This window comes from Ideonella sp. A 288 (assembly GCF_002198735.1).
GTDB lineage: Bacteria > Pseudomonadota > Gammaproteobacteria > Burkholderiales > Burkholderiaceae_C > Pseudaquabacterium.
Window position 1 is genome coordinate 13,799 of sequence record NZ_MWLO01000160.1, and the last position, 24,530, is coordinate 38,328.

Below are 24,530 nucleotides of genomic sequence, written 5' to 3' on the forward strand. Positions count from 1 at the left end.
CAAGAGTATGTGGCTCTGCCACTTGGCTTGACCCCCTCGGGGGGCGGGTTGGGCGCAGCCCGGCCCTGGGGGTGGTCAGATTCTCGGCGACAAACCGTCGGCCAGCGAGAGCCGGTAGGCGCGCCAGCCCGGCACCAGGCTGGCCAGCCAGCCACCGGCCAGCAGCGCGCCGATCAGCCGCCACTCGGCCACCGAGGGCAGCCCGGTGCTGAGGGCGATGCCGAAACGCGCCTGCACCCAGTCGGCACCGAGCAGCAGCGCCAGCGCGCCGGCGGCGATGCCCAGCAGCACGCCACCGAGGGTGACCAGCGCGCCTTCCAGGGCCAGCAGCAGCAGCACCTGGCGCGGCCCGGCGCCCACGGCGCGCAGGATGGCCAGCTCGCGGCGGCGCTCGTTCAGGCCGGCCAGGATCACCGCCACCAGGCCGGCCAGGCTGACCACCGACACCAGCGCGCTCACGGCCAGCAGGCCGCGCTCGCCGACGCCAACCACCTCCCACAGCTCGTCCAGGGCCACGCCGGGCAGGATGGCCAGCAGCGGTTCGTCGCGGAAGGCGGCCACGTCGCGCTGCAGCGCAAACACTGCGGTGCGGCTCTTCAGTCCGACGAGCATGGCGGTGATGTTGCGCGGCGTCAGGTCGCGCTGCGCGGCCTGCTCGGCGCTGAGCTTCTGGCCGGGGATCGGTGCGCCGGCCATCCAGTCGAGGTGGATGGCCTCCAGCCCCTGCAGGCCGATGTGCACCGTGCGGTCGACCGGCGTGCCGGTGGGCGCCAGGATGCCGACCACGGTGAAGGGCTTGTCGGCGTGGTCGTTGGCGGCGAAGGCGCCGTCGCCGTGGCTCAGCACGATCTTCCGGCCCAGCGTGTAGCCCAGGCGCTGCGCGACCTCGGCGCCGAGCACCGCATCGAACACGCCCGAGAAGGGCTGGCCCTGCGCCATCCGCAGGGGCTCGCGCGCGCCGTGGCGGAAGTGCACGAAGTAGTCGCCGGTGGTGCCCATCACCGCGAAGCCGCGGTGGCTGTCGCCCAGCGACAGCGGCACCGTCCAGGCCACCGCCCGGTGCTGCGCCAGCGCCTGCGCGCTGGTCCAGCGGATGTTGTTGGTGGCGTTGCCGATGCGGAACACCGAGTACAGCAGCAGTTGCACCGGCCCCGTACGGGCGCCGACGATCAGGTCGGTGCCGGACACCGCCTGCGAAAAGTTGTCGCGCACGTCCTGCCGCAGGCGTTCGATGCCCAGCAGCAGCAGCGTCGACAGCCCGATCGACAGCGCCACCAGCGCCAGCACGAAGCGGCGGTTCCTGGCGCTGCGCAGCGCCAGGGCCAGCAGCGCCTTCACCGGCGCACCCCTGTGCCTCGCGCCCACACGCCGGGCAACACGGTCATGCCACCACCGCCGCCCGGTTGAGCGTGGGCAGGTCGACCACGCGCTCGAAGCGCTCGGCCAGCCGCGCGTCGTGGCTGACGAAGACCAGCGTGCTGCCGGCTTCGGCGCAGGCGCCGAGCAGCAGGTCCATGAAGGCTTCGCGCAGCGGCTCGTCGAGCGCCGAGGTGGGCTCGTCGGCGATGACGATCTCGGGCTGGCCGATCAGGGCGCGCGCCGCGGCCACGCGCTGTTGCTGGCCGATCGACAACTCGCCGGCGCTGCGGCGCCAGTGGCGCTCGGGCAGGCCGGTGCGGGACAGCAGCGATTCGGCGGCGCCGGCCGCCGTGCGCGCGGCGCGGCGCGGCGAGAAGCGACAGGGCAATCGCACGTTGTCCAGCACCGACAGGTAGGGCAGCAGGTTGAACTGCTGGAAGATGTAGCCCAGGTGGTCGGCGCGGAAGCGGTCGCGCCGCGACGGCGACAGCGCCGACCACGACTGGCCCAGCGCCTGCACCTGGCCGTCGCGCGCCACCAGCACGCCGGCCAGCAGCGACAGCAGCGTGCTCTTGCCGCAACCGCTGGGCCCGCGCACGAACAGTGTCTGGCCGCGCGGCACCTGCAGGGCCTCGATGTCCAGCACCTCGTGGTCGGTGCCAGGCCAGCGGAAGCGCAGGCCGTTCAGCGCCAGGGCGAGGCCGGGGTCGGAGGTCGTGCTCATCGGTGGCTGGGTGTGGGCAAGGAGCGCGCGGCGTTGGCTGCAAGGCGCCGGCAGCTTAGCAGCGCCCTCGGCGTCTGCCGTTCATCGGCCGTTGCCACGGTTCGTCGCGCACGGCCGCGGCTTCGTCGCAATCCGCTCGCCGGGCCCGGCGGCGGTGCCTAGAGTGCACCCATCGACCACCCCACCCGCCACCAGGAGCCCACCATGTCCACCGTCCGCACCGCCCAGCAAGCCGTCTCGTTCGCCCTCGCGGCCATCGTCACGTTCAGCGTGATGCTGGGCTTGAACGGCCTGGCTTCGCCCGACAGCGCCGCGGTGACGGAACTGGTGGCCGCCGCCTCGGCTCCCAAGGCCTGAGCGGTCGGACGCGCCGCTGGCGCATCGCCGGTTTCACCCGCCCCTGCCTCCTCTGAACCGTCCTGACGCGCAGGGGTCTTTGCAGCCCGCCGGCCTGTGGCCGAGCGGGCTTTTTTCCATCGCGGCCCGACGCAGGTACGATGCCTGACAGCACAGCAGGAGCCTGCCATGAAAGCCATCTGGAACGGCGCGGTCATCGCCGAGAGCGACGACACGGTGGTGGTTGAAGGCAACCACTACTTTCCCGAATCGTCGCTGAACCGCCAGTACCTCACCTTCAGCAACCACCGCACCAGCTGCGTGTGGAAGGGCCAGGCGCATTACCACAGCCTGTTCGTCAACGGCGAGATGAACCCCGACGCCGTCTGGTACTACCCCGAACCCAGCGAGGCCGCGGCGCAGATCAAGGGCCGCGTCGCCTTCTGGAAGGGCGTGCAGGTGGTGTGAGCCACGGCGCGGCGCCCTCGGGCGCGGGCCGCACGCCGAAGGCCGCGCGCACGGTGGCGCCTCGCCTGAAGGCCGGGTCGGGCTCATGCGCAGCCGAGCACCAGCAGCAGCACCAGCACGGCGGTGACGGCGCCGATGCGTCGCAGCGCGCGGTGCATCAGGTGCACGGGGCATTCACGCAGGCGGAGATCGAGGTACAGGGTGGCCATGGGGAGGCTCCTTCGCGAGGGGTCGATGGGGTGGGTAGACATGACGCCATCGTGCGGCGACGGCGCCATGCCCGCCAGGCGCGCGGTGAACGCTGCCGCTGTTCAACAGTGAACGGAAATCCGTCCCGGAGTGAACGCGGCGCCGCGCCATCGATCGCGCCAGGTGCCGCGATCCGGCCACCGCGGCGGCGGCCGTGGTGTGCAGGTGCCGCCGCGGTGGCGGGCCTTGCGGCATCATGTGGCCGCATGACGCTGCACACCCCACCCGGCCCGCGGCCGGTGCCGCCGGGCCTGGGTCGGAGCCCTGGCGAGTGATCGATCCTGCCGTGGCCGGTTCGCCCGCGTCGGCGAACGCCCTGCCCGCCCCGCTGCTGGAGGCGTTGGCGCTGCATGGCATGACGCGGGTGCATGCCAAGGGCACGCTGGTGGTTGCCGAGGGCGAGCCGGCGTTGTCGATGTACCTGGTGCACGAGGGCCAGTTGCGGGTGTTCGTGTCCGACGAGGACGGCCGCGAGGTGCAGCTCAACACGCTGGGCCCGGGTGAGTACTTCGGCGAACTGATGCTGGGAAGCCAGGTGCGCACGGCCACCGTGCAGACGCTGACGCGCGCGCGCCTGACGATGATCACCCGGCCCGAGTTCGAGCGCGCGCTGGCCGAGCGGCCTGACCTGGCCTTCCACGTCATCCAGCACCTGATCGAGCGCGTGCGCGTGCTCAGCCGCAACGTGCAGGGGCTGGTCTCGATGGACGTCTACGGCCGCGTGGTGCGGCTGTTCAACGAGCTGGCGGTGGACCTGGACGGCCAGCGCGCCGTGCCCGGCCCCTTGAGCCAGCAGAAGATCGCCGACCGCGTGGGCGCCTCGCGCAGCATGGTCAACCGCATCCTGCAGGAGCTGGCCGGGGGCGGCTACATCGAGGTCGGCCGCGACCGCATCCTGCTGAAGAGGGCGCTGCCCAAGCGTTGGTGAGGGTGGTGATGGCCGGATCCGATCCCGCGCCCCTGGGGACAGTGCACCAGCGCCGGCTGCGCGAGGTCTGGCGCTCGGCGGGGTGGCCGTACCAGGACCTGGTGGAGGTGGAGTTGCTCGACGCCGGGTGGCTCGAACGGGTGCGCGACGGGAACGGCCGCGAGACGCTGCGCGTCACCGACGCCGGCGTGGCCGTGCTGGCGCAGACCTTGCGCCGCAATCGTGCCGCCCGCGACGCGCACGAGGCGCTGGTGGCCCGCGTGGCGCGCGAGATGCAGCGCGCCGGGCGGGTGGTGTGGCGCGGCCTGGCGCTGCGCGCGCGCGTCGGCGCCGAGGCGGGCGATGCCGATGCCGCCGGGTGGACGATGGCCATGCCCGATGTCTATTCGATCCGCCACACCACGGTGGAGGACTACGTCGAGCCGATCGTCCACGAGATCAAGGTGCGGCGTGCCGACCTGCTGTCGGACCTGCGGCGGCCCACCAAGGGTGAGGCGTACCGCTGGCTCGGCGGCGAGTGCTGGTACGTGATCCGCGCCGGCATCGCCCTGCCGGAGGAGATTCCCCCGTGCTACGGCGTGATGCTGGCCGATGATGCCGGCGCCCTCGACGTGGCCCGCCCGGCCCCCCGGCGGGCGATGCGCCTGCCATTCGCGGTGTGGATGGCGCTGGCCCGCGCGACGCCCGAGCCGCTGGACGACGCGCCCCAGCCCGGCCTCGGCGGCGCCAACGACGCGTTGCCGGGCGACGAACACGTCGACCCCTCGGGCGGAGGCCTGCCACCACCAGACGACGGCGCCTGACCGCACAATATCGGTCGTCTTGCCAAGGAGCCGTCCCGATGCGCCGAATCCCCCTGGTTTCCGCCCGCACCGTGCCCGCGATCGCGCTGGCGGTGCTGCTGGCCCTGTCCCCGCCGACATTGCATGCGGCGGGTGTGGCCTGGTCGTATGCCGCCGAGGACAGCGACATCGAGCGCGTCTTTGCCCAGGCGCGCAGCGAGAAGAAGCCGGTGCTGCTGTACTGGGGCGCCAAGTGGTGCCCGCCGTGCAACCAGCTGAAGGCGACGCTGTTCAACCGCCAGGATTTCATCGAGCGCTCGAAGGCCGTGGTGCCCGTCAACATCGACGGCGACCTGCCGGGCGCACAGAAGCTGGGCGCGCGCTTCAAGGTGCGCGGCTACCCGACGATGATCCTGCTGACGCCCGAGGGCACCGAGATCACCCGGCTGCCTGGCGAGGCCGACGCACCGCAGGTCATCGCGATGCTGCAGCGGGCCCAGTCCGGCGGCAGGCCGGTGAAGACGCTGCTGGCCGAGGCCCAGGCGGGCAAGCCGCTGTCCGGCAGTGACTGGCGCGCGCTGGCGCTGTATGCGTGGGACACCGACCAGGACCAGCTGGTGCCCGGGCCCGAGCGGGCCGGCCTGCTGGCGCAGCTGTCGGCCGCCTGCCCGCCGGCCGAAACCGAGTCGGCCACGCGACTGCTGTTCAAGGCCCTGGCCGCCAGCAACGAGAGCACGGGCCTGAAGCCCGACGCCGCGCTGCGCGAGAAGGTGCGCAAGCTGCTGGCGCAGCCCGCCGTGGCGCGGGCGCAGATGGACACGCTGGTCAATTTCGCGCCCGACATCACGCGGGCCCTGGCGCCGGAGCCGGGCGCCGAACGCCGCCGCGTCGCCGCGGCCTTCGACACCGCGCTTCAGCGGCTGGAGGCCGACGCCACGATGTCGCGGGCGGACCGCCTGTCGGCCCTGGTGGGCCGCGTCGAGCTGGCCCGGCTGGACGGACCGAAGGACGCGCTGAACCCCAAGCTCGACGCCCGCTTGCTGAAGCAGGTGCGGGCCCATGCGGCCCGCGTCGACCGCGAGATCACCGACAGCTTTGAGCGCCAGGCGGTGGTCACCGGTGCGGGCCACATGCTGGCCCAGGCCGGGCTGTGGACCGACAGCGACGCGCTGCTGAAGGCCAATCTGGCGAAGAGCCATTCGCCGTACTACCTGATGAGCCAGCTGGCCGGCAACGCACGCAAGCTCGGCCGCAAGGACGAGGCGCTGACCTGGTACCAGCAGGCCTTCGACGGCGCCGAGGGACCGGCGACGCGCCTGCAGTGGGGGGCCAGCTACATCAGTGCGCTGGTCGAGCTGGCGCCGCAGGACGCAGAACGCATCGAGCGCACCGTGCGCCAGCTGTTCATCGAGGCGGGACAGGACAAGTCGGCGTTCTACGAGCGCAGCGCGCGGTCGTTGCAACGCGTCGGCTCCAAGCTCGCAGGCTGGAGCGGCGACGGCTCGCAGGCGGCCCTGGAGCGCCTTCGCACCCAACTGGACGACGTGTGCAAGGGCCTCGACGCCGCCGATGCGCAACGCGCCACCTGTGAATCGGTGGCGCGGACGCTGTCGCCGAAGCCCGCGCTTACTTGATAAGGCCTTCGGCCTTCAGCGCGGCCTGCACGGCCGGGCGAGCGGCCATGCGGCCCATGAAGGCCTGCAGGTTGGCAAACCCGCTGGCGTCCACGCCCACGTACTGGCACCAGTTGGTCACGGTGAACAGGTAGGCGTCGGCCACCGTGAAGGTGTCGCCGGTGAGGTAGGCCTTGCCTTCGAGCTGCTCGTTGACGTACTTGAAGCGGGCGGCCAGCTTGTCGCGGAACATCGCCTTGGCCTCGTCGGGCATGCCCGGCGTGAACAGCGGCGAGAAGGTCTTGTGCAGTTCGGTGGAGATGAAGTTCAGCCACTCGACCAGGCGGTAGCGGGCCATCGTGCCGTTGGCGGGCGCCAGCCCCTTGGCGGGCACCAGGTCGGCCAGGTACTGCACGATCGCCGGCCCTTCGGACAGGCGCTGGCCGTCGTCGAGCTCGAGCAGCGGCACGTAGCCCTTCGGGTTGATCGTGTAGTAGTCGGTGCCGTCGTTCAGCTTGTGGGTCTTGGTGCTGGCCAGCACCGCCTCGAACGGCAGGCCGGTTTCCTGCAGCACGATGTGCGGGCTGAGCGAACAGGCGCCGGGGCTGTAGTAGAGCTTCATGGACGATCTCCTCTTTGGTGTATTAGACGGGGGACCCGGACGATACCCTGGCCACCTTGCCCCTGTGCCACGCTGCGCTATCGCGCGCCAGCGCCGCGCAGCAGGCCCACGATGGCCCGCTGGCCGCGCCGTTCGGCGTGCTGCAGCGCGGTGACGCCGTCGCGGTCGGCGAGGTCGAGCCGGGCGCCGCGGGCCACCAGCAGCCGCACGATCTCGGTGTGCGCCGGGCCGCCGTCGCCCAGGATCACCGCCTCGAGCAGGGCCGTCCAGCCCAGGCGGTTGACGTGGTCGACGTCGATGGCGCTGGCCAGCAGCACGCGCACCGTGTCGACATGGCCGTGGTGGCAGGCCGGGATCAGCGCCGTGCCGCCATAGCGGTTGGTGCGGCGGAAGTCGGCGCGGGGCAGGGCCAGCCGCACGATCTCGGTCAGGCCGCCGGCGCCGGCCAGCAGGAACGCGCTGTCCTGGATGTCGTCCTGCGCGTTGACGTCGGCGCCCTGGGCGATGAGCAGCCGGGCGACCTCGGTGTGGCCGCCCTGGGTGGCGGCGAGCACCGCGTTGCGGCCCCGGCCGTCGGCGTCGTTGACAGCGGCCCCGTCGCGCAGCAGGCGCTGCACGGCGGCGAGGTCGCCGCGGGCCGCGGCGTCGACCAGCGCGGGGGCCGGCCCGGCCGCCAGGGCGCCGGAGGCCAGCGCCCCTGCCAGGGCGACAACGAGTCGGCGGTCAGCGCGCACGCGGCGGCCCGGCATCGGTGCCTTCGCCGTGGAACATGCGGGCGATGCCGGCACGTGCGGCGGCGGCCTCGCACAGGTGGCAGGGTCGCGAGCTCGACACCAGCAGCAGGCCGCCGAGGTCGTTGCGGCCCAAACGGTGGGCGGCATCGCGCAGGGCCTCGCGCTCGGCGTGGGCGTCGAGGTTCTGGCGGGTGACGACGCGGCTGGGGGCCTCGCCGACGATGCGCCAGGTGGCGTCGACGACGACCGCGCCGTAGGGCTGGTCGCCGCTCAGCACCGCGGCGTCGCGCAGTGCCCGCGCGCGGGCCAGGGCCGCGACCAGGCCCGGCGGCAGGGCGGGCGAGGCCTGGCCGAGCACGGCCCAAGGCCATGCGACGCCGCAGGCCAGCCACGCGAGTCGGCGTTGTCCGTCCATCGGCGCAGTATGCTGGGCTGCATGGCCACTGTCACCCCCACCATGCCCCGACCCATCCTTGCCGACGACCAGATCCACCCCGCCATCCGCACCCAGGTCGCCACGCTGCACGCCGATGTGGTGCGGTCGGTCCAGGAGGCCGCGGCCACGCACCCGGTGGTGGTGGTCGGCATGGGCGGCAACCCGTTCGTGCGCAAGGCCCGCCGTGCGCTCGACGCGGCCGGCGTGGCCCACAAGGATCTGGACTTCGGCAACTACTTCACCGACTGGCGCCGGCGCAACGCGCTGAAGCTGTGGACCGGCTGGCCGACCTTTCCGATGGTCTTCGTGCGCGGCATGCTGGTGGGGGGCGCCACCGATGTGCAGAAACTGATCGACAGTGGCGAACTGGCCCGCATGCTGGCCGCCTGATCGTCGGGCCGGGCGCGGTGTTGCGTCTGGCGGCGCTGCCCGGGAGCCCGCAGACCGGCCAGCACGGTGGCAACGGATCAGCCGTCGAATCGCGGCAAGTCGTCACTGAAGTGCGACTGCGCTGACGTCGGTGGAAGGTGGCGGACGCACACAATGCGGGCCATGGCGATTCGAGGCTTGCGGCGCACCTGGTGCGACGGTGGTGGCGGGCGCGTCACCAGGGTGCTGGCGGCGGCGGCGGTGCTGATGGCGTCGGCCACCGTGCGCCCACAGGGCCTGTCGCTCGTCCCCTGCAAGCTCGACGGCGTGGAGCACGAGGCCCGGTGCGGCGTCGTGCGGCGGGCGCTGGACCCTTCGCGACCCCAAGGGACGGCCATCGACGTGCATGTGGCGGTGCTGCCGGCCGTGGCGCGGCGCAAGGCGTCCGACCCGGTGTTCTTCTTCGCCGGCGGCCCGGGCCAGAGTGCCATCGACCTGGCCGGCCCGCTGTCCAGGCGCTTCGCGCGACTGTCCAATCGGCGCGACCTGGTCTTCGTCGACCAGCGCGGCACCGGCCGCAGCGCCCCGCTGAAATGCGCCGACGACGACCTGCGGTCCGTGTTGCGTCCGATGGCCGAGACGGCCGACGAGGCCCGTCGCCTGCAGCGCCTGCGCGAGTGCGCGGCCATGCTGCAGGCCCTGCCGCACGGCGACCTGCGCCGGTACACCACCGCCATCGCGATGGCCGACGTGGACGCGGTGCGTGCCGCGCTCGGGGTCGAGCGGCTCAACGCCATCGGCGCGTCCTACGGCACCCGCGCGGTGCTGGAGTACCAGCGGCAGTTTCCGCAACGCGTGCGGCGTGCAGTGCTGGACGGCGTGGCGCCGGCCGACATGGTGCTGCCGGCCTCGTTCTCGCCGGACAACCAGGCCGCGCTCGAGGCGGTGTTTGCCGCGTGCGAGCAGGAGGACGCGTGCAAGCGGCGTTATCCGATGCTGCGCCAGCGTTGGCAGGCCCTGCTGGCGCGGCTGCCGATGCCGGCCGTGGTGCCGCACCCGGTGAGCGGCCGCGAGGAGCGCGTCACCGTGACGCGCGAACTGCTGCTGTCCGCGGTGCGCACGCCGCTGTACGTGCCGCTGCTGGCATCGGCGCTGCCGGCGGCACTGGACGAGGCGGCCGACGGGCGCTTCGCGGCGCTGGTCGGCCTGGGCCAGGCCATGAGCGGCAGCGGCCGGGGGGCGGGCCTGGCCACCGGCATGCATTTCTCGGTGGTCTGTGCCGAGGACGTGCCGCGCCTGGCCGGCGACATCGATCGGCCCGGGGCCGATTTCGGCCAGACATTCGCGGCGCTGTACCGGCAGGTCTGCGAGGCCTGGCCGAAGGCGTCGGTGCCGCCGGCCTTCTTCCAACCCGTGCCGGCGCTTGCGGCCACGCTGTTGCTGTCGGGCGGCGCCGACCCGGCCACACCGCCGCGGCATGGCGATCGGGTGGCGACGGCGCTGGGCCCGAAGGCCCGGCACGTGGTGGTGCCGCAGGCCGGCCATGGCGTGCTGGCACTGGGCTGCGTGCGCGACGCGGTGCAGCGCTTCATCGACGCCGACACCGACGACGCGGCCCTGGCAGTGGATGTGTCGTGCGCGGCGGCGATGCCGCGTCCGCCGGCCTTCATCGGCTGGCCGGCCCCGGACGAGGCCGCCCGATGATCGAGATCGACGGTCTGGTCAAGCGCTTCGTGCAGGGCCGTGGCCGCACGGCGCGGGTGGTGGACGCCGTGGCCGGGCTGAGCCTGCGCGCCGCCGATGGCTGCATCACCGGCCTGCTCGGCCCCAACGGCGCCGGCAAGACGACCACGCTGCGCATGGTGGCGGCGCTGCTGGAGCCCGATGCCGGGCGCATCACCGTGGACGGCATCGACGTGGCCGCGCGGCCGCGGCAGGCGCTGGCGCGGATGGGCGTGCTGTCGGATGCCCGCGGGCTGTACCCGCGGCTGACCGCGCGCGAGAACATCGTCTACTACGGCCGCCTGCAGGGCCTGTCGGCCGAGGCGGCGTCGGCCCGCGCCGACACCCTGGCGCAGATGCTCGACATGGTGCCCCTGCTCGACCGTCGCACCGAAGGCTTCAGCCAGGGCGAGCGCATGAAGACAGCGCTGGCGCGGGCGCTGGTGCACGACCCCTCGCACATCATCCTGGACGAACCGACCAACGGGCTGGACGTGCTGGCCACCCGCTCGCTGCGCGAGGCGCTGCGGCACCTGCGCGACGAGCAGCACAAGTGCATCGTCTTCTCGACGCACATCATGCAGGAGGTGGAGCGGCTGTGCGACCAGGTGGTCGTCGTCGCGGGGGGCCGCACGGTGGCCTCCGGCACCGTCGGCGAACTGCTGGCGCGCACCGGCCACCAGGATTTCGAGGCCTGCTTCGTGCAGCTGGCCTTCGGGGCCGAGGCGGCCGGCGCAGGTGCAGGTGCAGGTGCAGGAGGGACGGCATGAGCCTGGCCTGGATCGTCTTCGTCAAGGAGCTCGTCGATGCGCTGCGCGACCGCCGCACGCTGATGATGGTGGTGCTGTCCTCGGTGGCGGTCGGTCCGCTGGTGCTGGTGGCGCTGTCGGTGCTGGTGGCGGGCATCGAGGAGCGGGCCGAGTCGCGCCAGGTGCATGCGGTGGGCATGGAGCATGCGCCCACGCTGCGCAACTACTTCGAGCGGCAGACCCACATGGTGCTGCCGGCACCGGCCGACTTCCAGCGCCAACTGGTGTCGCGCCAGTTCGGCGATCCGGTGCTGGTGGTGCCGGCCGATTTCGAGCGCGACCTGGCGGCAGGGCTGGCGCCCATCGTCGAAGTGTTCAGCGCCAGCGCCAACACGCGGGCCCAGGGCGGCGTGGGCCGTGTGGTGCGGCTGCTGCAGGGGTTCAACCAGGAGCAGGGCACCCTGCGACTGGCGCTGCGGGGTGTGTCACCCACCCTGCTGCAGGCGGTGCAGGTGGAAGAGCGCGACCTGGCCGATCCGCGCGCGCGCGCCGCCCAGCTGACCGCGATGGTGCCCTTCTTCGTGCTGATGGCCGTGCTGTACGGCGCCTTGAATGCCGCGCTGGACACCACCGCCGGCGAGCGCGAACGCGGCTCGCTCGAACCCTTGCTGATGAACCCGGCCGCACGCTCTGCATTGGTGTTGGGAAAATGGGGTGCTGTGGCGTGCGTGGGCATGCTGATCGCGCTGCTGTCGTGCCTGAGCTTCCTGCCCGCGCAGTGGTTGTTGCGCAGCGAGACGCTGGCGGCGATGTTCCAGTTCGGCCTGCGCGAGGCGGCGCTGTTCCTGGCGCTGCTGCTGCCCCTGGCGGCAGCCCTGTCGGGCGTGCTGATGGCCGTGGCGATCCGCTGCAAGAGCTTCAAGGAAGCCCAGGCAAACAGCACCCTGGTCATCCTGGCGGTGTCGCTGCTGCCGATGGTGACCCTGTTCAACCAGGAGGGCGAAAAGCCCTGGCACCTGTGGCTGCCTGCCTTGGCCCAGATCACGCTGATGGGTCGGGTGCTGAAGGGCGAGGCCATCGGCACCATGGACTTGCTGGTGCCGCTGGGCGCGGCGGCGCTGCTGACCCTGGTGTGCGTGGCCTACGTGGCGCGGCAGTTGCGGACGGCGGCCTTGCGGTGAGGGCGCTCGCCGGGCCGGCCTGCGCCGGGCCCACTGTTGCGAGGCGTTGATCCGGCTGGCACGACCGCTGTGACCCTGGGTGGTGCCCGGAGTGGGCCGCCATGGCGTGCAACCGACCTGACCCGCTTGGCGGGTGAGGTTGATGCTGGCCGGCAGGGGTCGAGCTCAGTTCGGTGCCGAGGCCAGCGCTCGCTCGACCTCCGATTGCCAGGGCAGCGCATGCACGATCTGGTTGAGGTGGCGGGCGGATTCGACCGCCGTCAGGAGTTCGCCTTCGGGGCCCACCAGCCGCAGGTTGGTGATCACCGACAGTGGATCGGCCATGGCGACGATGCCCCGTGACAGCTGAACCCAGTCCCAGGCCATCCCGGCTTCGCCTTCGTCGGAGGTGCCGGCCCACACCGTCTGGCCCGTCACGCGGTTGACCTGGTCGCCCAGGTGCGTGATCTGGGTGCCCATGTGCTGCAGCAGCATGAGAGGTCGGCCCCCAAGCTGCCACAATACTGGAGGCCAGGCGTGCAAGGTCCACGAGGGGCAATTTTGGTGTGAGGCGATCGCCATGGGAGTGTTTCTATGGTTCGAGGAATGCCGAGTGTTCGACAAGATGAGCCGTTGCGATATCTGTAAACCTTGTCAGGTCATGGCGACGACGGCCTGGATCCGCTGAGCAGTGCCTATGCTGCAAGGCGGTTATTCATCGGTGCTCGACGCACGGAGTCTGGAGGAGTTCCGGGGCGAGGTCATCCGGTTCGCGCAGGACATCGGCTTCCGCACCGTCGGGGCGTTCGTCCTGGTCGACCAACGCATAGGCAGGTCTGAGTATGTGGCCGTGCACAACGCGCCGCAGGGCTACGAAGAGGCCATGCACGACCAATCCTGCGCCAAGCGCGACCCGGTGATCCAGCATTGCCTCAAGCAGACCATGCCGATCATCTGGGACCAGGCGACCTACACGGCACGCGGCGTCGGTGACCTGTGGGAGGAGCAAGCCCACTTCGGCTACATGACGGGCATCGCCATGGCGCTTCACCTGCCCGAGGGCCGGCATTTCGTGTTCGGGGTCGACCGTGACCAGGCGCTTCCGCGCGACCCCGCCGAACTGACCAGGTTGGTGGCGGATGTTCAACTGTTCGCCGTGTGTGCCCAGGAAGCGGCCGTTCGAGTGCTGACGCCGGCCACCGCAGACGGTGCGGTGCCACGGCTGACGCCTCGCGAGGCCGAAGTGCTGAGCTGGACCATGGAAGGCAAGACGGCCTGGGAGGTGGGTGCCATCCTGGGCATCACCGAGCGCACCGTGTCGCTGCACGTGGCCAATGCGATGCAGAAGCTCGGGGCGGCCAACAAGCACCAGGCGGTGCTCAAGGCGCTTCGCCTGGGATTGATCCACTGACGGGCGGCGCGCGCCAGTTTGTGTTCACCCTGTAAGACTTGACACTACCGTGAAGTGGGACTCGCTGGTCGAATGAGGTTCATGCGCTGCTCATGGCGCTTTGTTCCCAGACCAGGAGACCCCCATGCAAGCCATCAAGTCGCACACCCAGAACCAGACCTGCCTGCCCCGCGTCGGAGGTGGTTGAGCGGCTTTCCGGTCCCATGACGAACATGAGCCCGGAGGCGCCAGCAGGTGGCGCGTCCGGGCTCACGGGGCAAGGGCTGCGATCGAGACGATCGCAGCCCTTCGTTCAATTGGGTCGGCTGGTTCAGGCCTTCTTCATGGGGCAGGTGTTCAGCCCCAGCAGCGGGTAGACCGGGCAGAACCCGACCAGGCCCGTGGCGAGCGGCACAACGCCGATCCAGCCCCAGACGCCAACCGTGCCGGTGGCGGCCAGGCCGATGAGGGCCACGCCGCCGACGATGCGAAGGATGCGGTCGATGCCGCCAACGTTGAGTTTCATGCTGTGCTCCGATGGGTGAGATCGGCACCTTGCCGACGGCGTGACTGTGCGCTTCCCAGGCGGGTGCCGTCTGTGACTGCGGTCACCGAGGACCGTCGCCGGCCGCCAGCGTGCGCAGCGCCTGGGCGTCGACGATGTCCACCCGCTCGCGGCCCAGCGCGATCCAGCCGTCGCGCTCGAAGCGCTTGAGCAGGCGGGTGACGATCTCGCGCACCGTGCCCAGTTCATCCGCCAGCGACTGGTGCGTGCGCAGCACCTGGGCGCCGTGCCCCAGCAGCGCCGCGGCCAGGCGCTGGTCGAGCCGCTGGAAGGCCACGGCCTCGGCCAGCGCCATCAGGTCGGCCAGGCGGTCGGCGAAGATGCCGAAGACGTAGCGGCGGAAGGGCTCGTGCGCCGTCCAGCGGCCGAAGGCCTCGGGCGTCAGCACGACCAGTTCGGTGTCGGCCACGGTGGCCCCGTGGGCCACCAGCGCGGTGTGGCCGAACAGGCAGGAGGTGGACGCCACGCACAGCTCGCCGGGCGTGACCCGGTACAGCTCGAGCGACCGGCCCTTGGGCGTGCCGCGGGCCACCCGCACCTCGCCCGACAGCACCATGGGGAAGCCCCGGCAGGGCGCCCCCTGCTCGAACAGCAACTGACCCACCGGCACCCGAAGGGTGGTGGCGTGGTGCTGAAGCACTTCGTCGCGCAGCGCTGTCGGCAGATCGTCGAGCACAGGGTACAGCGGGGTCAGGCGGTCGGCGAGGGGGGCGGTCGGGATCATGGAGGGATCGCTCAGGGGGCGGTGAGTCGGTCGAGCGTGGACAGCCAGCGGAGTGCGTGCTCGCGTTCTTGACCGCACATCTCGACCGAGGGCTGCAAGGACCCGCACACCGCCGGGCGCTCGGGCCGTCCGAACAGCCGGCACCGAAGGTGCTCGTCCAATTGGCTGCAGGGCACGCCGGCAGGTTTGCCCGCCGGCATGTCGGGCAGAGAGGAGCTGATCGAGGGGGCGATGCAGCAGGCGGCGCAGGCAGGGCGGCAATCCATCGCAGGACCATGATAGCGGGGGCATCGCCAACGCGGCCGCGCCGAATCGCCCCGTGGTTTTTACAATCGACGCTTCCTTCCCTGCCGCCGGATGCGTGAATCGCCGGCCCACTGCCGTGCAACACCCTCAGGAGTTCGATGTCATCGTCGTTGGCGGCGGCCATGCCGGCACCGAGGCCGCGCTGGCCGCGGCGCGCATGGGCTGCGCGACGCTGCTGCTCACCCACAACATCGAGACGCTGGGGCAGATGAGCTGCAACCCGTCGATCGGCGGCATCGGCAAGGGCCACCTGGTGAAGGAGGTCGATGCGCTGGGCGGCGCGATGGCCGCCGCCACCGACGAGGCCGGCATCCAGTTCCGCATCCTCAATTCGTCGAAGGGCCCGGCGGTGCGGGCGACACGGGCGCAGGCCGATCGCGTGCTCTACAAGGCCGCCGTCCGCCATCGGCTGGAGAACCAGCCCAACCTGTGGCTGTTCCAGCAGGCGGTGGACGACCTGATGGTCGAGGGCGACCGGGTGGTGGGGGCGGTGACGCAGGTGGGCATCCGCTTTCGGGGCCGCACCGTGGTGTTGACCGCGGGCACCTTCCTCGATGGCCGGGTGCACGTGGGGCTGCAGAACCATCCGGCTGGCCGCGCCGGCGACCCGCCGGCGGTGAGCCTGTCGGCGCGGCTGAAGGAGTTGAAGCTGCCGCAGGGGCGGTTGAAGACCGGCACGCCGCCGCGGCTGGACGGCCGCAGCATCGACTACGCGCGACTGACCGAGCAACCGGGCGATGCCGATCCGGTGCCGGTGTTCAGCTTCCTGGGGCACGCCGGACAGCACCCGCGGCAGGTGCCGTGCTGGATCACGCACACCAACGCGCGCACGCACGACATCATCCGGTCGGGCTTCGATCGCAGCCCGATGTTCACCGGCGTCATCGAAGGGGTGGGGCCGCGCTACTGTCCGAGCATCGAGGACAAGGTCAACCGGTTCGCCGACAAGGCCTCGCACCAGATCTTTCTGGAACCCGAGGGCCTGAGCACCCACGAGGTGTACCCGAACGGCATCTCCACGTCCTTGCCCTTCGATGTGCAGCTGGCGGCGGTGCAGTCGATGGTCGGGCTGGAGCGGGCGCACATCCTGCGGCCAGGCTATGCCATCGAGTACGACTACTTCGACCCGCGCGAGCTGAAGACCAGCTTCGAGACCCGATCGATCGGCGGCCTGTTCTTCGCCGGCCAGATCAACGGCACCACCGGCTACGAAGAGGCGGCGGCGCAGGGCTTGTACGCGGGTGCCAATGCGGCCCTGCAGGCCAAGGGCCTGCCGCCACTGACGCTGGGCCGCGACCAGGCCTACCTGGGCGTGCTGGTCGATGATCTGGTGACCAAGGGGGTCAGCGAGCCCTACCGGATGTTCACCAGCCGGGCCGAGTTCCGGCTGCAGCTGCGTGAGGACAACGCCGATGCCCGCCTGACCGAGCTGGGCCGCTCGGTGGGCCTGGTCGACGACCTGCGCTGGGCGGTCTTCAATCGCAAGCGGGACGCGGTGGCCCGCGAGACCCAGCGCTTGAAGTCCACCTGGGTGCACCCAGGCAAGCTGCCGGTGGCAGTGGCAGAGCGGCTGCTGGGCAAGCCGATCGAGCGCGAGCACACCTTGGCCGACCTGCTGCGGCGACCGGGCGTCGGCTTCGACGCGACGGCAGAGATCGATCGGCAGGCCCATGCCGACGCGCGTGTTTCACGTGAAACACTGCGCGATGAACTGGGTGGATTGGTGGCCGATGCCGTGATCGAGCAGGTGGAGATCGCCGTGAAGTACGCGGGCTACATCGGCAAGCAGGTCGACGAGGTGGCGCGCGCGGCGCACTTCGAGCACCTGCGCCTGCCGGATGAACTCGACTACGCGCAGGTGACGGCACTGAGCTACGAGGTGCGCCAGAAGCTCGGCCGGCATCGTCCGGAGACGCTGGGCCAGGCCTCGCGCATTTCCGGCGTCACCCCCGCGGCCATTTCGCTGCTGCTGGTGCACTTGAAGAAGCGGCGGTTCACCGGGTTCGCGACACCCGGCGCACCCGAAGGGCAGGACACCGCCGACCGGGACGCGGCCTGATGGCCTCTGCGAACGGCGGTGCCGTCGTGCCACGGGATGCGCGTTGGCAACAGGTTGCGCAGGCCGCGATGACCCTTGGCCTGGACCTGGCGGACGCCGACATCGATCGCTTGCTGGCCCACCTGGGCCTGATGGAGCGCTGGGGACGCGTCTACAACCTCAGTGCGGTGCGCGGCGCGCAGGAGATGCTCAGCCACCACCTGCTCGATTGTCTGGCCGTGGTGCCGGCGCTGCGGCGCCACGCGGCCGACCGGCCGCTGCGGGTGCTGGACGTCGGCAGCGGCGGGGGCCTGCCCGGCGTGGTGCTGGCCGTGTTGCACCCCAGCTGGCAGGTGACCTGCGTCGATGCGGTCGCCAAGAAGGCGGCCTTCATTCGCCAGGTCGGGCTCGAACTCGGCCTGGGCAACCTGGTCTCGGCGCACGCCCGGGTCGAGGACCTTCCGGCATCGGCCCCGTTTGACCTGATCACGTCCCGCGCCTTCGCGTCGCTGGCGGATTTCGTCAGCTTGACGGCGCCTTTGCTGGCGGCCGGCGGCGTGTGGGCCGCCATGAAGGGCAGGGTGTCGCTGGACGAACTGAGCGCTTGCGGGCCCACGGCCGAGGTGTTCCACGTGGAACATCTGGAGGTGCCGGGGCTGGACGCCCAGCGCTGCATCGTCTGGATGCGGCCCCGCACGGGCTGAGCGGCAGATTCAGGCGGGGCGGCGCGGCCGCCTGAATCGAGGGCCGCCGCCATCGCCGGGTCGATCGGCGGGCAGAAAACCGGCCCGGTCAGCGGCGATACTTCCGACCCATGGCCAACGTCTTTTGCATCGCGAACCAGAAGGGTGGGGTCGGCAAGACCACGACCACGGTCAACCTGGCGGCGGGGCTGGCGCGCGTCGGCCAGCGCGTGCTGGTGGTCGACCTCGACCCGCAGGGCAACGCCACGATGGGCTCGGGCATCGACAAGCGGGCGATGCCGCTGTCGGTGTACGACGTGCTGCTCGAATCGGCGTCGATCGCCGAGTCGCGCCAGCGCTCCACCGCGGGGGGCTACGACGTGCTCGGTGCCAACCGCGAGCTGGCCGGCGCCGAGGTCGAACTGGTCGGGCTGGAGCATCGCAACGAGCGCCTGCGCCAGGCCCTGGCCTTGGCGCTGGACGACTACGACTTCGTGCTCATCGACTGCCCGCCGTCGCTGAGCCTGCTCACGCTCAATGGCCTGTGCAGCGCGCACGGCGTGATCGTGCCGATGCAGTGCGAGTACTTCGCCCTCGAAGGCCTGTCCGACCTGGTCAACACGATCAAGCAGGTGCATGCCAACCTCAACCGCGAGCTGCAGGTCATCGGTCTGCTGCGCGTCATGTTCGATCCGCGCATCACCCTGCAGCAACAGGTCAGCGACCAGCTCAAGGGCCACTTCGGCGACAAGGTGTTCCAGGCCGTGATCCCGCGCAACGTGCGCCTGGCCGAGGCGCCCAGCTATGGCCAGCCGGGCGTGGTGTTCGACCCGGCCTCGAAGGGCGCGCAGGCCTACATCGAGTTCGCGCGCGAACTGGTCGAACGCGTCAAGGCCTTGGGGCGGTGAACCGCATGGGCCTGCCGGCCACCCTGCTGTCGCGCATCGAGGATGCCGGCATCAACGCGTCGGCGCCTCCGCAGCAGCGTTGGCTCGATGGGTGGCTGGTGCGGTTTTCACCCGGCAAGGCCAAGCGGGCGCGCTGCATCCAGGCCGTGGCGGATGGCCGACTGCCGATCGACGTGCGCTTCGAGGCCTGCGAGGCAATCTACCGCGAGGCCGGCCTGCCGGTGTTCGTCCGCGTCACGCCGTTCAGCCTGCCCCAGGGGCTGGACGACTGGCTGGCCCGCCGTGGCCACCATGCGGTCGACGACACCCGGGTGATGGTCGCCACGCGCCTGCCCGAGCGTGCCGAGGCATTGCCCGACGGCCTCGAACTGCGCCGCCTCGACCACGCGGCGTTTGCCGAGCAGGTGGGTGCGTTGCGCGACTCCCCGATGATTCAGCGCCGCGCGCATGCCGAGCGGCTGCAAGGCTCGCCGGTGCCCTACCAGGGCTGGGTGCTGCAGCGCCGCGACGACGGTGCGGTGGCCGCCTGCGGCCAGATGGCCACCGAGGGCGACCTGGTCGGGATCTACGATGTCTTCACCCGGCCGGACCAGCGTGGCCAGGGCCTGGCCCGGCGCCTGTGCAGCGCCTTGCTGGCCCAGGCGGCGGCCGCCGGTGCGCGGGTGTCTTATTTGCAGGTGGACGCGGTCAACGCGCCGGCGCGGGCGATCTACTGGGGCCTGGGCTTCGACGACGCCTACGCCTACCACTACCGGTCGCCACAGGCCGACGCGCACTGACGATCAATGGCGCGGCAGCGCCATCCACCGGCGGGCCCGACCAGCGCCGGGCCGCAGAACCGCTACAGCCCCAGCGCCTCGTCCACGCCCAGGTGCACGTTCATCGACTGCACCGCCGCGCCGCTGGCGCCCTTGCCCAGATTGTCCAGCCGCGACATCAGCAGCGCCTGGCGGTCGTTGGCGAAGACGAAGAGGTCGCAGCGGTTGGTGTCGTTGCAGGCCTGAACGTCGAAGAAGCCGTCTTCCAGCGTGGCCGGATCGGACAGCGGCATGACGCGGATGAAGGGTTCGCCGGCATAGTGCGCCGCCAGCGCCCGCTGCAGGGCAGCGCCGTCGGTGCCGGGCGCCAGCTGCGAGAAATGCAAGGGCACACTCACCGCCAAACCCTTGTAGAAGCTGGCGACGATCGGCTGGAACACGGGCGCCGACTGCAGCCCCGTGTGGTTCATCATCTCGGGGATGTGCTTGTGCGCCAGCGTCAGCCCGTAGGGCCGGGGTGATTCCAGCCGTGCGTCGCCGCCCGCCTGGTACTGCTCGATCATCTTCTTGCCGCCACCGGAGTAGCCGGTGATGGAGGTGGCCGACACCGGCAGGCCGGCCGGCACCAGCCCGGCGTCGACCAGCGGGCGCAGCAGCAGGATGAAGGCGCTGGCGTGGCAGCCCGGGTTGGCGATGCGCTTGCTGGCGCGGATCTTCTCGCGCTGGCCGGGCGCCAGTTCGGGCAGGCCGAAGGCCCAGTCGGCCGAGGTGCGGTGGGCCGTGCTGGCGTCGATCAGGCAGGTGCGCGGGTTGGTCACCAGCGCAGCGGCCTCACGCGCGGCGGCGTCGGGCAGGCACAGGAAGGCCACGTCGGCGGCGTTGAGCAGGCGCGCCCGCTCGGCGCTGTCCTTGCGGCGGTCGGCGTCGATGCGCAGCACCTCGATGTCGCTGCGGCGGGCCAACATCTCGTGGATGCGGAGTCCGGTGGTGCCTTCCTGGCCGTCGACGAAGATGCGGTAGCTCATGAGGGGGGCCTGATCGTTACGATGCGAGAAGGCCCAGAGGATAAGGCAGGACGATGACCGACACACGATGGCTGCTGTTGCCGGGCTGGCTCGATTCCGGCCCCGACCACTGGCAGTCGCGCTGGGAGCGCCTGCACGGCTGGCAGCGCGTGGTGCAGGACGACTGGCAGTGGCCCCGCCGCGGCGACTGGATGGCGCGGCTGGAAGACACGCTGCTGCAGGACGAGCGCCCTGCGGTGCTGCTGGCCCACAGCCTGGGGTGCCACCTGGTGGCGGCCTGGGCGGCGCACAGCAGCCACACGCGCCGGGTCGTCGGTGCGCTGCTGGTGGCCCCGCCCGACACCGAGCGTGCCGACATGCCGCCGCAGTTGTTCAACTGGCGGCCCATGGTGCGACAGCCGCTGCCATTCACGGCGCGGGTGGTCCACAGCAGCGACGACCCGTTCTGCCATCCCGACACGGGGCGCGCGCTGGCGGCCGCCTGGCGGGCCGCGGTCACCGACCTCGGCCCGCGAGGGCACGTCAACGCCGAATCGGGCCTGGGCGACTGGCCCGAGGGCGAGGCCCTCGCGCGCGCATTGGCGGCGCCGCCCGGCGGCTGATCGTCGGCGAGAATCGCCCCCCATGGTCACCAAGAAACCCAAGGGCCTCGGCCTCGGCCTCGAAGCCCTGCTGGGCCCCAAGGTCAGCGATGCGGCGCCGGTCGATGCCTCGCGCCCCAGCAGCCTCAAGCTCGGCCAGTTGCGCCCCGGCAAGTACCAGCCGCGCACCCGCATGGACGAGGGCTCGCTGTACGAACTGGCCGAGAGTATCAAGAGCCAGGGCGTGATGCAGCCGATCCTGGTGCGCCCGGTGGGGGCCAGTGGCTACGAGATCATCGCGGGCGAGCGGCGCTTCCGTGCCGCCAAGCTGGCCGGGCTCGACGAGGTGCCGGTGCTCGTGCGGGACGTGCCCGACGAGGCCGCCGCCGTGATGGCGCTGATCGAGAACATCCAGCGCGAAGACCTGAACCCGCTCGAGGAAGCCCAGGGCCTGCAGCGCCTGATCACCGAATTCAAGCTCACGCACGAGCAGGCCGCGCAGGCCGTGGGCCGCTCGCGCAGCGCCGCCAGCAACCTGCTGCGGCTGCTCAACCTCACGCCGCCGGTGCAGCAGATGCTGGTGGCCGGCGACCTGGACATGGGCCATGCCCGCGCGCTGCTGGCGCTCGAATCTGCGCAGCAGGTGCTGTGCGCCAACGAGATCGCCGCCAAGAAGCTGTCGGTGCGCGAGGCCGAGAAGCTGGTGACGCGCGCGCAGGGCAACGGCCGGCAGGCGCCGCTGCTGCGCGTCAAGAAGGACAAGTCGCGCGACATCGTGCGCCTCGAGGAACAGCTCGCCGATGCGCTGACCGCCCAGGTCGAGATCCGCATCCACCGCAAGACCAAGCGCGGCGAGCAGGGCGAGGTCGCCATTGCCTTCGGCTCGCTCGACGAGCTGAACGGCCTGCTCGACAAGCTCGGCATCACCGAGCGCTGACCGGCCTGCGCTGCCGCCCTGCGGCAGCCCCCTCGATCGCGGGGGCGGCGCGTGGAGGCCGTCCACACACCGCGTCAGGCCTTGCACTCCATCGAGGCGCACTATGTATTCAATTTGCGTGACACTGGTGCATGCCTGTCAACGCAATGTCAGGCCCGACACGTTGTTGCCTCATGAGGGTGCGTGTATCGACTGGCCCGGCGCTTGCTCAGTTGTCGGTGAAATGCGCCGGATTGCCGCCATTGCTCAATCGATCGACACTGCCTCCTTCCAACGAAGCTCACGCTGCCTGATCATCGCCAAGAACTCCAGATGACCGGAAAGCTCTGATGGAGCCCGGGTCCGTACAGCCGGGACTCCATCAGAACTTCCCCAAGACACCGTCGCCGCACCCGCGGGCTGTCGGTGTCGTGTCCGCCTCAGGAGGTCCGAATGGACGTGATCACGAGCTTCGCCGCACGCTACGAGCGCACCCGCGAAGAGGAAATTTCGCTCGAGGACTACCTCGCCGAGTGCAAGCGCAACCCGCTGGCCTATGCCACCGCCGCCGAGCGCATGCTCAAGGCGATCGGCGAACCCCAGATGGTGGACACGCGCAACGATCCGCGCATGTCGCGCATCTTCGCCAACAAGGTCATCAAGATCTACCCGGCCTTCGCCGAGTTCTACGGCATGGAAGACGCCATCGAGCAGGTGGTGTCCTACTTCCGGCATGCGGCTCAGGGCCTGGAAGAAAAGAAGCAGATCCTCTACCTGCTGGGCCCGGTGGGCGGTGGCAAGAGCTCCATCGCCGAGCGGCTGAAGTCGCTGATGCAGGACGTGCCGTTCTACGCCATCAAGGGCTCGCCGGTGAACGAGTCGCCGCTCGGGCTGTTCGACCTCATCGAGGACGGCCCGATCCTCGAAAGCGAGTACGGCATCCCGCGCCGCTACCTCAACCGCATCCTCAGCCCCTGGGCGGTGAAGCGGCTCGAGGAGTACGGGGGCGACATCCGCAAGTTCAAGGTCGTCAAGCGCCACCCCAGCGTGCTCAAGCAGGTGGGCATCGCCAAGACCGAGCCGGGTGACGAGAACAACCAGGACATCAGCTCGCTGGTCGGCAAGGTCGACATCCGCAAGCTCGAGACCTACGCCCAGGACGACCCGGACGCCTACAGCTTCTCCGGTGGCCTGTGCCTGGCCAACCAGGGCCTGCTCGAGTTCGTCGAGATGTTCAAGGCGCCGATCAAGGTGCTCCACCCGCTGCTCACCGCCACGCAGGAAGGCAACTTCAAGGGCACCGAAGGCTTCGGCGCCATCCCCTTCGACGGTGTCGTGCTCGCGCACAGCAACGAGAGCGAGTGGAAGGCCTTCCGCAACAACAAGAACAACGAGGCCTTCCTCGACCGCATCTACATCGTCAAGGTGCCTTACTGCCTTCGCGTGAGCGAAGAGATCAAGATCTACGAGAAGCTGATCAACGGCAGCTCGCTGGCGCAGGCCAAGTGCGCCCCCGGCACGCTGAAGATGATGAGCCAGTTCGCCATCCTGACGCGCCTGAAGGAGCCCGAGAACTCGTCGCTGTTCAGCAAGATGCAGGTCTACGACGGCGAGAGCCTGAAGGACACCGACCCGCGCGCCAAGAGCTACCAGGAGTACCGCGACTACGCCGGCGTCGACGAGGGCATGAGCGGCATCTCCACGCGCTTTGCCTACAAGATCCTCAGCAAGGTCTTCAACTTCGACAGCCAGGAGGTGGCCGCCAACCCGGTGCACCTGATGTACGTGCTCGAGCAGCAGATCGAGCGCGAGCAGTTCGCGCAGGATCTCGAGCAGAAGTACGTCGGCTACATCAAGGAGCAGCTCGCGCCGCGCTATGCCGAGTTCATCGGCAAGGAAATCCAGACTGCGTACCTCGAAAGTTATTCCGAGTACGGGCAGAACATCTTCGACCGTTACGTCACCTACGCCGACTACTGGATCCAGGACCAGGAGTACCGCGACACCGACACGGGCGAGGTCTTCGACCGCGGTGCCCTCAACGCCGAGCTCGAGAAGATCGAGAAGCCGGCCGGCATCGCCAACCCGAAGGACTTCCGCAACGAGATCGTCAACTTCGTGCTGCGGGCGCGCGCCAACAACCAGGGCAACAACCCGGTCTGGACGAGCTACGAGAAGCTGCGCACGGTGATCGAGAAGAAGATGTTCTCGAACACCGAGGAACTGCTGCCGGTGATCAGCTTCAATGCCAAGGCCAGCGCCGACGAGGCCAAGAAGCACGAGGACTTCGTCGCCCGCATGGTGGCCAAGGGCTACACGTCCAAGCAGGTGCGCCTGCTGTGCGAGTGGTACCTGCGCGTGCGCAAGTCCAGTTGAGCCAGGGGC

At 70.5% G+C, this 24,530-nt stretch carries 28 protein-coding genes; 17 read left to right on the forward strand and 11 right to left on the reverse strand.

Features of this window, described 5'->3' with window-relative positions; translation table 11 throughout:
• Window positions 1–75: 75 nt before the first annotated feature.
• Both EOINJALH_RS29510 and EOINJALH_RS29515 read right to left on the reverse strand, forming a co-directional pair.
• Window positions 76–1,338 carry an ABC transporter permease gene (locus EOINJALH_RS29510; RefSeq protein WP_088287022.1) on the reverse strand — a complete coding sequence of 421 codons (1,263 nt, stop codon included), beginning with the start codon at window positions 1,336–1,338 and terminating at the stop codon, window positions 76–78.
• Between the two features lie 43 nt (window positions 1,339–1,381).
• Window positions 1,382–2,083 carry an ABC transporter ATP-binding protein gene (locus EOINJALH_RS29515; protein ID WP_088287025.1) on the reverse strand — a complete coding sequence of 234 codons (702 nt, stop codon included), beginning with the start codon at window positions 2,081–2,083 and terminating at the stop codon, window positions 1,382–1,384.
• Between the two features lie 204 nt (window positions 2,084–2,287).
• On the opposite strand from EOINJALH_RS29515, the gene EOINJALH_RS32075 reads away from it, so the two are divergent.
• A complete protein-coding gene (locus tag EOINJALH_RS32075; protein ID WP_158219947.1) occupies window positions 2,288–2,440 on the forward strand; it encodes a hypothetical protein in 153 nt (50 codons plus the stop codon).
• A gap of 168 nt (window positions 2,441–2,608) precedes the next feature.
• Complete coding sequence (locus tag EOINJALH_RS29520) at window positions 2,609–2,887, forward strand: DUF427 domain-containing protein (protein ID WP_088287028.1); 279 nt, start codon at window positions 2,609–2,611, stop codon at window positions 2,885–2,887.
• 83 nt (window positions 2,888–2,970) lie between these two features.
• Here EOINJALH_RS29520 and EOINJALH_RS33255 read toward each other — a convergent pair whose 3' ends face one another.
• Window positions 2,971–3,096 carry a hypothetical protein gene (locus tag EOINJALH_RS33255; protein WP_255407148.1) on the reverse strand — a complete coding sequence of 42 codons (126 nt, stop codon included), beginning with the start codon at window positions 3,094–3,096 and terminating at the stop codon, window positions 2,971–2,973.
• Between the two features lie 311 nt (window positions 3,097–3,407).
• Here EOINJALH_RS33255 and EOINJALH_RS29525 point away from each other — a divergent pair, with 311 nt between their 5' ends.
• From EOINJALH_RS29525 to EOINJALH_RS29535, 3 genes are read left to right on the forward strand one after another with little or no spacing between them, the layout of a single operon-like run.
• Window positions 3,408–4,064: a Crp/Fnr family transcriptional regulator gene (locus EOINJALH_RS29525; protein ID WP_158219948.1), complete on the forward strand. Its 657-nt coding sequence runs from the start codon at window positions 3,408–3,410 to the stop codon at window positions 4,062–4,064.
• An 8-nt stretch (window positions 4,065–4,072) separates the two neighbouring features.
• Complete coding sequence (locus EOINJALH_RS29530; RefSeq protein WP_234414101.1) at window positions 4,073–4,867, forward strand: hypothetical protein; 795 nt, start codon at window positions 4,073–4,075, stop codon at window positions 4,865–4,867.
• A 38-nt stretch (window positions 4,868–4,905) separates the two neighbouring features.
• The gene (locus tag EOINJALH_RS29535; RefSeq protein ID WP_088287031.1) at window positions 4,906–6,480 is read left to right on the forward strand and encodes a thioredoxin fold domain-containing protein; all 1,575 of its coding nucleotides are present in this window, start codon (window positions 4,906–4,908) and stop codon (window positions 6,478–6,480) included.
• Here EOINJALH_RS29535 and gstA read toward each other — a convergent pair.
• The 3 genes from gstA to EOINJALH_RS29550 all read right to left on the reverse strand — a co-directional run bounded on the left by gstA (window position 6,473) and on the right by EOINJALH_RS29550 (window position 8,230).
• On the reverse strand, window positions 6,473–7,081 hold the full coding sequence (gene gstA, locus EOINJALH_RS29540; protein WP_088287033.1) for a glutathione transferase GstA: 609 nt from the start codon (window positions 7,079–7,081) through the stop codon (window positions 6,473–6,475). The genes EOINJALH_RS29535 and gstA overlap by 8 nt on opposite strands.
• Before the next feature lie 77 nt (window positions 7,082–7,158).
• The gene (locus EOINJALH_RS29545; protein WP_088287035.1) at window positions 7,159–7,830 is read right to left on the reverse strand and encodes an ankyrin repeat domain-containing protein; all 672 of its coding nucleotides are present in this window, start codon (window positions 7,828–7,830) and stop codon (window positions 7,159–7,161) included.
• Window positions 7,805–8,230: a deaminase gene (locus EOINJALH_RS29550; protein WP_088287037.1), complete on the reverse strand. Its 426-nt coding sequence runs from the start codon at window positions 8,228–8,230 to the stop codon at window positions 7,805–7,807. Before EOINJALH_RS29550 ends, EOINJALH_RS29545 begins: the two co-directional genes overlap by 26 nt.
• A gap of 42 nt (window positions 8,231–8,272) precedes the next feature.
• On the opposite strand from EOINJALH_RS29550, the gene EOINJALH_RS29555 reads away from it, so the two are divergent.
• The 4 genes from EOINJALH_RS29555 to EOINJALH_RS29570 all read left to right on the forward strand — a co-directional run bounded on the left by EOINJALH_RS29555 (window position 8,273) and on the right by EOINJALH_RS29570 (window position 12,272).
• Entirely contained in the window at window positions 8,273–8,641 is a 369-nt protein-coding gene (locus tag EOINJALH_RS29555; RefSeq protein ID WP_088287079.1) for a glutaredoxin domain-containing protein, read from the forward strand.
• A gap of 162 nt (window positions 8,642–8,803) precedes the next feature.
• Window positions 8,804–10,324 carry an alpha/beta hydrolase gene (locus EOINJALH_RS29560; RefSeq protein WP_088287081.1) on the forward strand — a complete coding sequence of 507 codons (1,521 nt, stop codon included), beginning with the start codon at window positions 8,804–8,806 and terminating at the stop codon, window positions 10,322–10,324.
• On the forward strand, window positions 10,321–11,112 hold the full coding sequence (locus tag EOINJALH_RS29565; RefSeq protein ID WP_088287083.1) for an ATP-binding cassette domain-containing protein: 792 nt from the start codon (window positions 10,321–10,323) through the stop codon (window positions 11,110–11,112). The genes EOINJALH_RS29560 and EOINJALH_RS29565 overlap by 4 nt, the downstream gene beginning before the upstream one ends.
• On the forward strand, window positions 11,109–12,272 hold the full coding sequence (locus tag EOINJALH_RS29570; RefSeq protein WP_088287039.1) for an ABC transporter permease: 1,164 nt from the start codon (window positions 11,109–11,111) through the stop codon (window positions 12,270–12,272). The genes EOINJALH_RS29565 and EOINJALH_RS29570 overlap by 4 nt, the downstream gene beginning before the upstream one ends.
• A gap of 165 nt (window positions 12,273–12,437) precedes the next feature.
• Here the strand turns inward: EOINJALH_RS29570 and EOINJALH_RS29575 are convergent, their stop codons facing one another.
• Window positions 12,438–12,746, reverse strand: coding sequence for a hypothetical protein (locus EOINJALH_RS29575; protein WP_088287041.1), 309 nt, complete (start codon window positions 12,744–12,746; stop codon window positions 12,438–12,440).
• A gap of 202 nt (window positions 12,747–12,948) precedes the next feature.
• On the opposite strand from EOINJALH_RS29575, the gene EOINJALH_RS29580 reads away from it, so the two are divergent.
• A complete protein-coding gene (locus tag EOINJALH_RS29580; protein ID WP_088287042.1) occupies window positions 12,949–13,662 on the forward strand; it encodes a LuxR family transcriptional regulator in 714 nt (237 codons plus the stop codon).
• A 310-nt stretch (window positions 13,663–13,972) separates the two neighbouring features.
• On the opposite strand, the gene EOINJALH_RS29585 is transcribed toward EOINJALH_RS29580, so the two are convergent.
• From EOINJALH_RS29585 to EOINJALH_RS33080, 3 genes are all read right to left on the reverse strand, one after another.
• Window positions 13,973–14,167 carry a DUF2892 domain-containing protein gene (locus EOINJALH_RS29585; protein WP_088287044.1) on the reverse strand — a complete coding sequence of 65 codons (195 nt, stop codon included), beginning with the start codon at window positions 14,165–14,167 and terminating at the stop codon, window positions 13,973–13,975.
• A gap of 82 nt (window positions 14,168–14,249) precedes the next feature.
• Window positions 14,250–14,930 carry a Crp/Fnr family transcriptional regulator gene (locus EOINJALH_RS29590; RefSeq protein WP_088287046.1) on the reverse strand — a complete coding sequence of 227 codons (681 nt, stop codon included), beginning with the start codon at window positions 14,928–14,930 and terminating at the stop codon, window positions 14,250–14,252.
• An 11-nt stretch (window positions 14,931–14,941) separates the two neighbouring features.
• Window positions 14,942–15,196, reverse strand: a complete 255-nt coding sequence (locus EOINJALH_RS33080; RefSeq protein WP_088287048.1) for a YkgJ family cysteine cluster protein — start codon at window positions 15,194–15,196, stop codon at window positions 14,942–14,944.
• Window positions 15,197–15,312: 116 nt separating this feature from the next.
• Here EOINJALH_RS33080 and mnmG point away from each other — a divergent pair, with 116 nt between their 5' ends.
• From mnmG to EOINJALH_RS29615, 4 genes are all read left to right on the forward strand, one after another.
• Entirely contained in the window at window positions 15,313–17,295 is a 1,983-nt protein-coding gene (mnmG, locus tag EOINJALH_RS29600; protein ID WP_088287050.1) for a tRNA uridine-5-carboxymethylaminomethyl(34) synthesis enzyme MnmG, read from the forward strand.
• A 68-nt stretch (window positions 17,296–17,363) separates the two neighbouring features.
• Window positions 17,364–17,978: a 16S rRNA (guanine(527)-N(7))-methyltransferase RsmG gene (gene rsmG, locus EOINJALH_RS29605; RefSeq protein WP_234414102.1), complete on the forward strand. Its 615-nt coding sequence runs from the start codon at window positions 17,364–17,366 to the stop codon at window positions 17,976–17,978.
• Window positions 17,979–18,088: 110 nt separating this feature from the next.
• Window positions 18,089–18,865, forward strand: coding sequence for a ParA family protein (locus tag EOINJALH_RS29610; RefSeq protein WP_088287054.1), 777 nt, complete (start codon window positions 18,089–18,091; stop codon window positions 18,863–18,865).
• Window positions 18,866–18,870: 5 nt separating this feature from the next.
• The gene (locus EOINJALH_RS29615; protein WP_158219949.1) at window positions 18,871–19,644 is read left to right on the forward strand and encodes a GNAT family N-acetyltransferase; all 774 of its coding nucleotides are present in this window, start codon (window positions 18,871–18,873) and stop codon (window positions 19,642–19,644) included.
• A gap of 62 nt (window positions 19,645–19,706) precedes the next feature.
• Here EOINJALH_RS29615 and argC read toward each other — a convergent pair whose 3' ends face one another.
• Window positions 19,707–20,648: an N-acetyl-gamma-glutamyl-phosphate reductase gene (gene argC, locus EOINJALH_RS29620; RefSeq protein ID WP_088287057.1), complete on the reverse strand. Its 942-nt coding sequence runs from the start codon at window positions 20,646–20,648 to the stop codon at window positions 19,707–19,709.
• A 53-nt stretch (window positions 20,649–20,701) separates the two neighbouring features.
• Here argC and EOINJALH_RS29625 point away from each other — a divergent pair, with 53 nt between their 5' ends.
• From EOINJALH_RS29625 to EOINJALH_RS29635, 3 genes are all read left to right on the forward strand, one after another.
• A complete protein-coding gene (locus tag EOINJALH_RS29625) occupies window positions 20,702–21,250 on the forward strand; it encodes an alpha/beta hydrolase (RefSeq protein ID WP_088287059.1) in 549 nt (182 codons plus the stop codon).
• A gap of 22 nt (window positions 21,251–21,272) precedes the next feature.
• On the forward strand, window positions 21,273–22,166 hold the full coding sequence (locus tag EOINJALH_RS29630; protein WP_088287061.1) for a ParB/RepB/Spo0J family partition protein: 894 nt from the start codon (window positions 21,273–21,275) through the stop codon (window positions 22,164–22,166).
• A gap of 432 nt (window positions 22,167–22,598) precedes the next feature.
• Window positions 22,599–24,521 carry a PrkA family serine protein kinase gene (locus tag EOINJALH_RS29635; protein ID WP_088287063.1) on the forward strand — a complete coding sequence of 641 codons (1,923 nt, stop codon included), beginning with the start codon at window positions 22,599–22,601 and terminating at the stop codon, window positions 24,519–24,521.
• Window positions 24,522–24,530 lie beyond the last annotated feature (9 nt).

What these genes read in the sequence shown, in the direction of transcription:
- EOINJALH_RS29535 (WP_088287031.1), top strand. Translation starts at nt 4,906, where the DNA reads ATGCGCCGAATCCCCCTGGTTTCCGCCCGCACCGTGCCCGCGATCGCG.
- EOINJALH_RS33255 (WP_255407148.1), bottom strand. Translation starts at nt 3,096, where the DNA reads ATGGCCACCCTGTACCTCGATCTCCGCCTGCGTGAATGCCCCGTGCAC.
- EOINJALH_RS29530 (WP_234414101.1), top strand. Translation starts at nt 4,073, where the DNA reads ATGGCCGGATCCGATCCCGCGCCCCTGGGGACAGTGCACCAGCGCCGG.
- EOINJALH_RS29550 (WP_088287037.1), bottom strand. Translation starts at nt 8,230, where the DNA reads ATGGACGGACAACGCCGACTCGCGTGGCTGGCCTGCGGCGTCGCATGG.
- argC (WP_088287057.1), bottom strand. Translation starts at nt 20,648, where the DNA reads ATGAGCTACCGCATCTTCGTCGACGGCCAGGAAGGCACCACCGGACTC.
- EOINJALH_RS29545 (WP_088287035.1), bottom strand. Translation starts at nt 7,830, where the DNA reads ATGCCGGGCCGCCGCGTGCGCGCTGACCGCCGACTCGTTGTCGCCCTG.
- EOINJALH_RS29555 (WP_088287079.1), top strand. Translation starts at nt 8,273, where the DNA reads ATGCCCCGACCCATCCTTGCCGACGACCAGATCCACCCCGCCATCCGC.
- EOINJALH_RS29575 (WP_088287041.1), bottom strand. Translation starts at nt 12,746, where the DNA reads ATGCTGCTGCAGCACATGGGCACCCAGATCACGCACCTGGGCGACCAG.
- EOINJALH_RS33080 (WP_088287048.1), bottom strand. Translation starts at nt 15,196, where the DNA reads ATGGATTGCCGCCCTGCCTGCGCCGCCTGCTGCATCGCCCCCTCGATC.
- EOINJALH_RS29580 (WP_088287042.1), top strand. Translation starts at nt 12,949, where the DNA reads ATGCTGCAAGGCGGTTATTCATCGGTGCTCGACGCACGGAGTCTGGAG.
- EOINJALH_RS29630 (WP_088287061.1), top strand. Translation starts at nt 21,273, where the DNA reads ATGGTCACCAAGAAACCCAAGGGCCTCGGCCTCGGCCTCGAAGCCCTG.
- EOINJALH_RS29610 (WP_088287054.1), top strand. Translation starts at nt 18,089, where the DNA reads ATGGCCAACGTCTTTTGCATCGCGAACCAGAAGGGTGGGGTCGGCAAG.
- EOINJALH_RS29590 (WP_088287046.1), bottom strand. Translation starts at nt 14,930, where the DNA reads ATGATCCCGACCGCCCCCCTCGCCGACCGCCTGACCCCGCTGTACCCT.
- gstA (WP_088287033.1), bottom strand. Translation starts at nt 7,081, where the DNA reads ATGAAGCTCTACTACAGCCCCGGCGCCTGTTCGCTCAGCCCGCACATC.
- EOINJALH_RS29515 (WP_088287025.1), bottom strand. Translation starts at nt 2,083, where the DNA reads ATGAGCACGACCTCCGACCCCGGCCTCGCCCTGGCGCTGAACGGCCTG.
- EOINJALH_RS29520 (WP_088287028.1), top strand. Translation starts at nt 2,609, where the DNA reads ATGAAAGCCATCTGGAACGGCGCGGTCATCGCCGAGAGCGACGACACG.
- EOINJALH_RS29565 (WP_088287083.1), top strand. Translation starts at nt 10,321, where the DNA reads ATGATCGAGATCGACGGTCTGGTCAAGCGCTTCGTGCAGGGCCGTGGC.
- EOINJALH_RS29585 (WP_088287044.1), bottom strand. Translation starts at nt 14,167, where the DNA reads ATGAAACTCAACGTTGGCGGCATCGACCGCATCCTTCGCATCGTCGGC.
- EOINJALH_RS32075 (WP_158219947.1), top strand. Translation starts at nt 2,288, where the DNA reads ATGTCCACCGTCCGCACCGCCCAGCAAGCCGTCTCGTTCGCCCTCGCG.
- EOINJALH_RS29615 (WP_158219949.1), top strand. Translation starts at nt 18,871, where the DNA reads ATGGGCCTGCCGGCCACCCTGCTGTCGCGCATCGAGGATGCCGGCATC.
- EOINJALH_RS29560 (WP_088287081.1), top strand. Translation starts at nt 8,804, where the DNA reads ATGGCGATTCGAGGCTTGCGGCGCACCTGGTGCGACGGTGGTGGCGGG.
- EOINJALH_RS29635 (WP_088287063.1), top strand. Translation starts at nt 22,599, where the DNA reads ATGGACGTGATCACGAGCTTCGCCGCACGCTACGAGCGCACCCGCGAA.
- EOINJALH_RS29570 (WP_088287039.1), top strand. Translation starts at nt 11,109, where the DNA reads ATGAGCCTGGCCTGGATCGTCTTCGTCAAGGAGCTCGTCGATGCGCTG.
- EOINJALH_RS29625 (WP_088287059.1), top strand. Translation starts at nt 20,702, where the DNA reads ATGACCGACACACGATGGCTGCTGTTGCCGGGCTGGCTCGATTCCGGC.
- rsmG (WP_234414102.1), top strand. Translation starts at nt 17,364, where the DNA reads ATGACCCTTGGCCTGGACCTGGCGGACGCCGACATCGATCGCTTGCTG.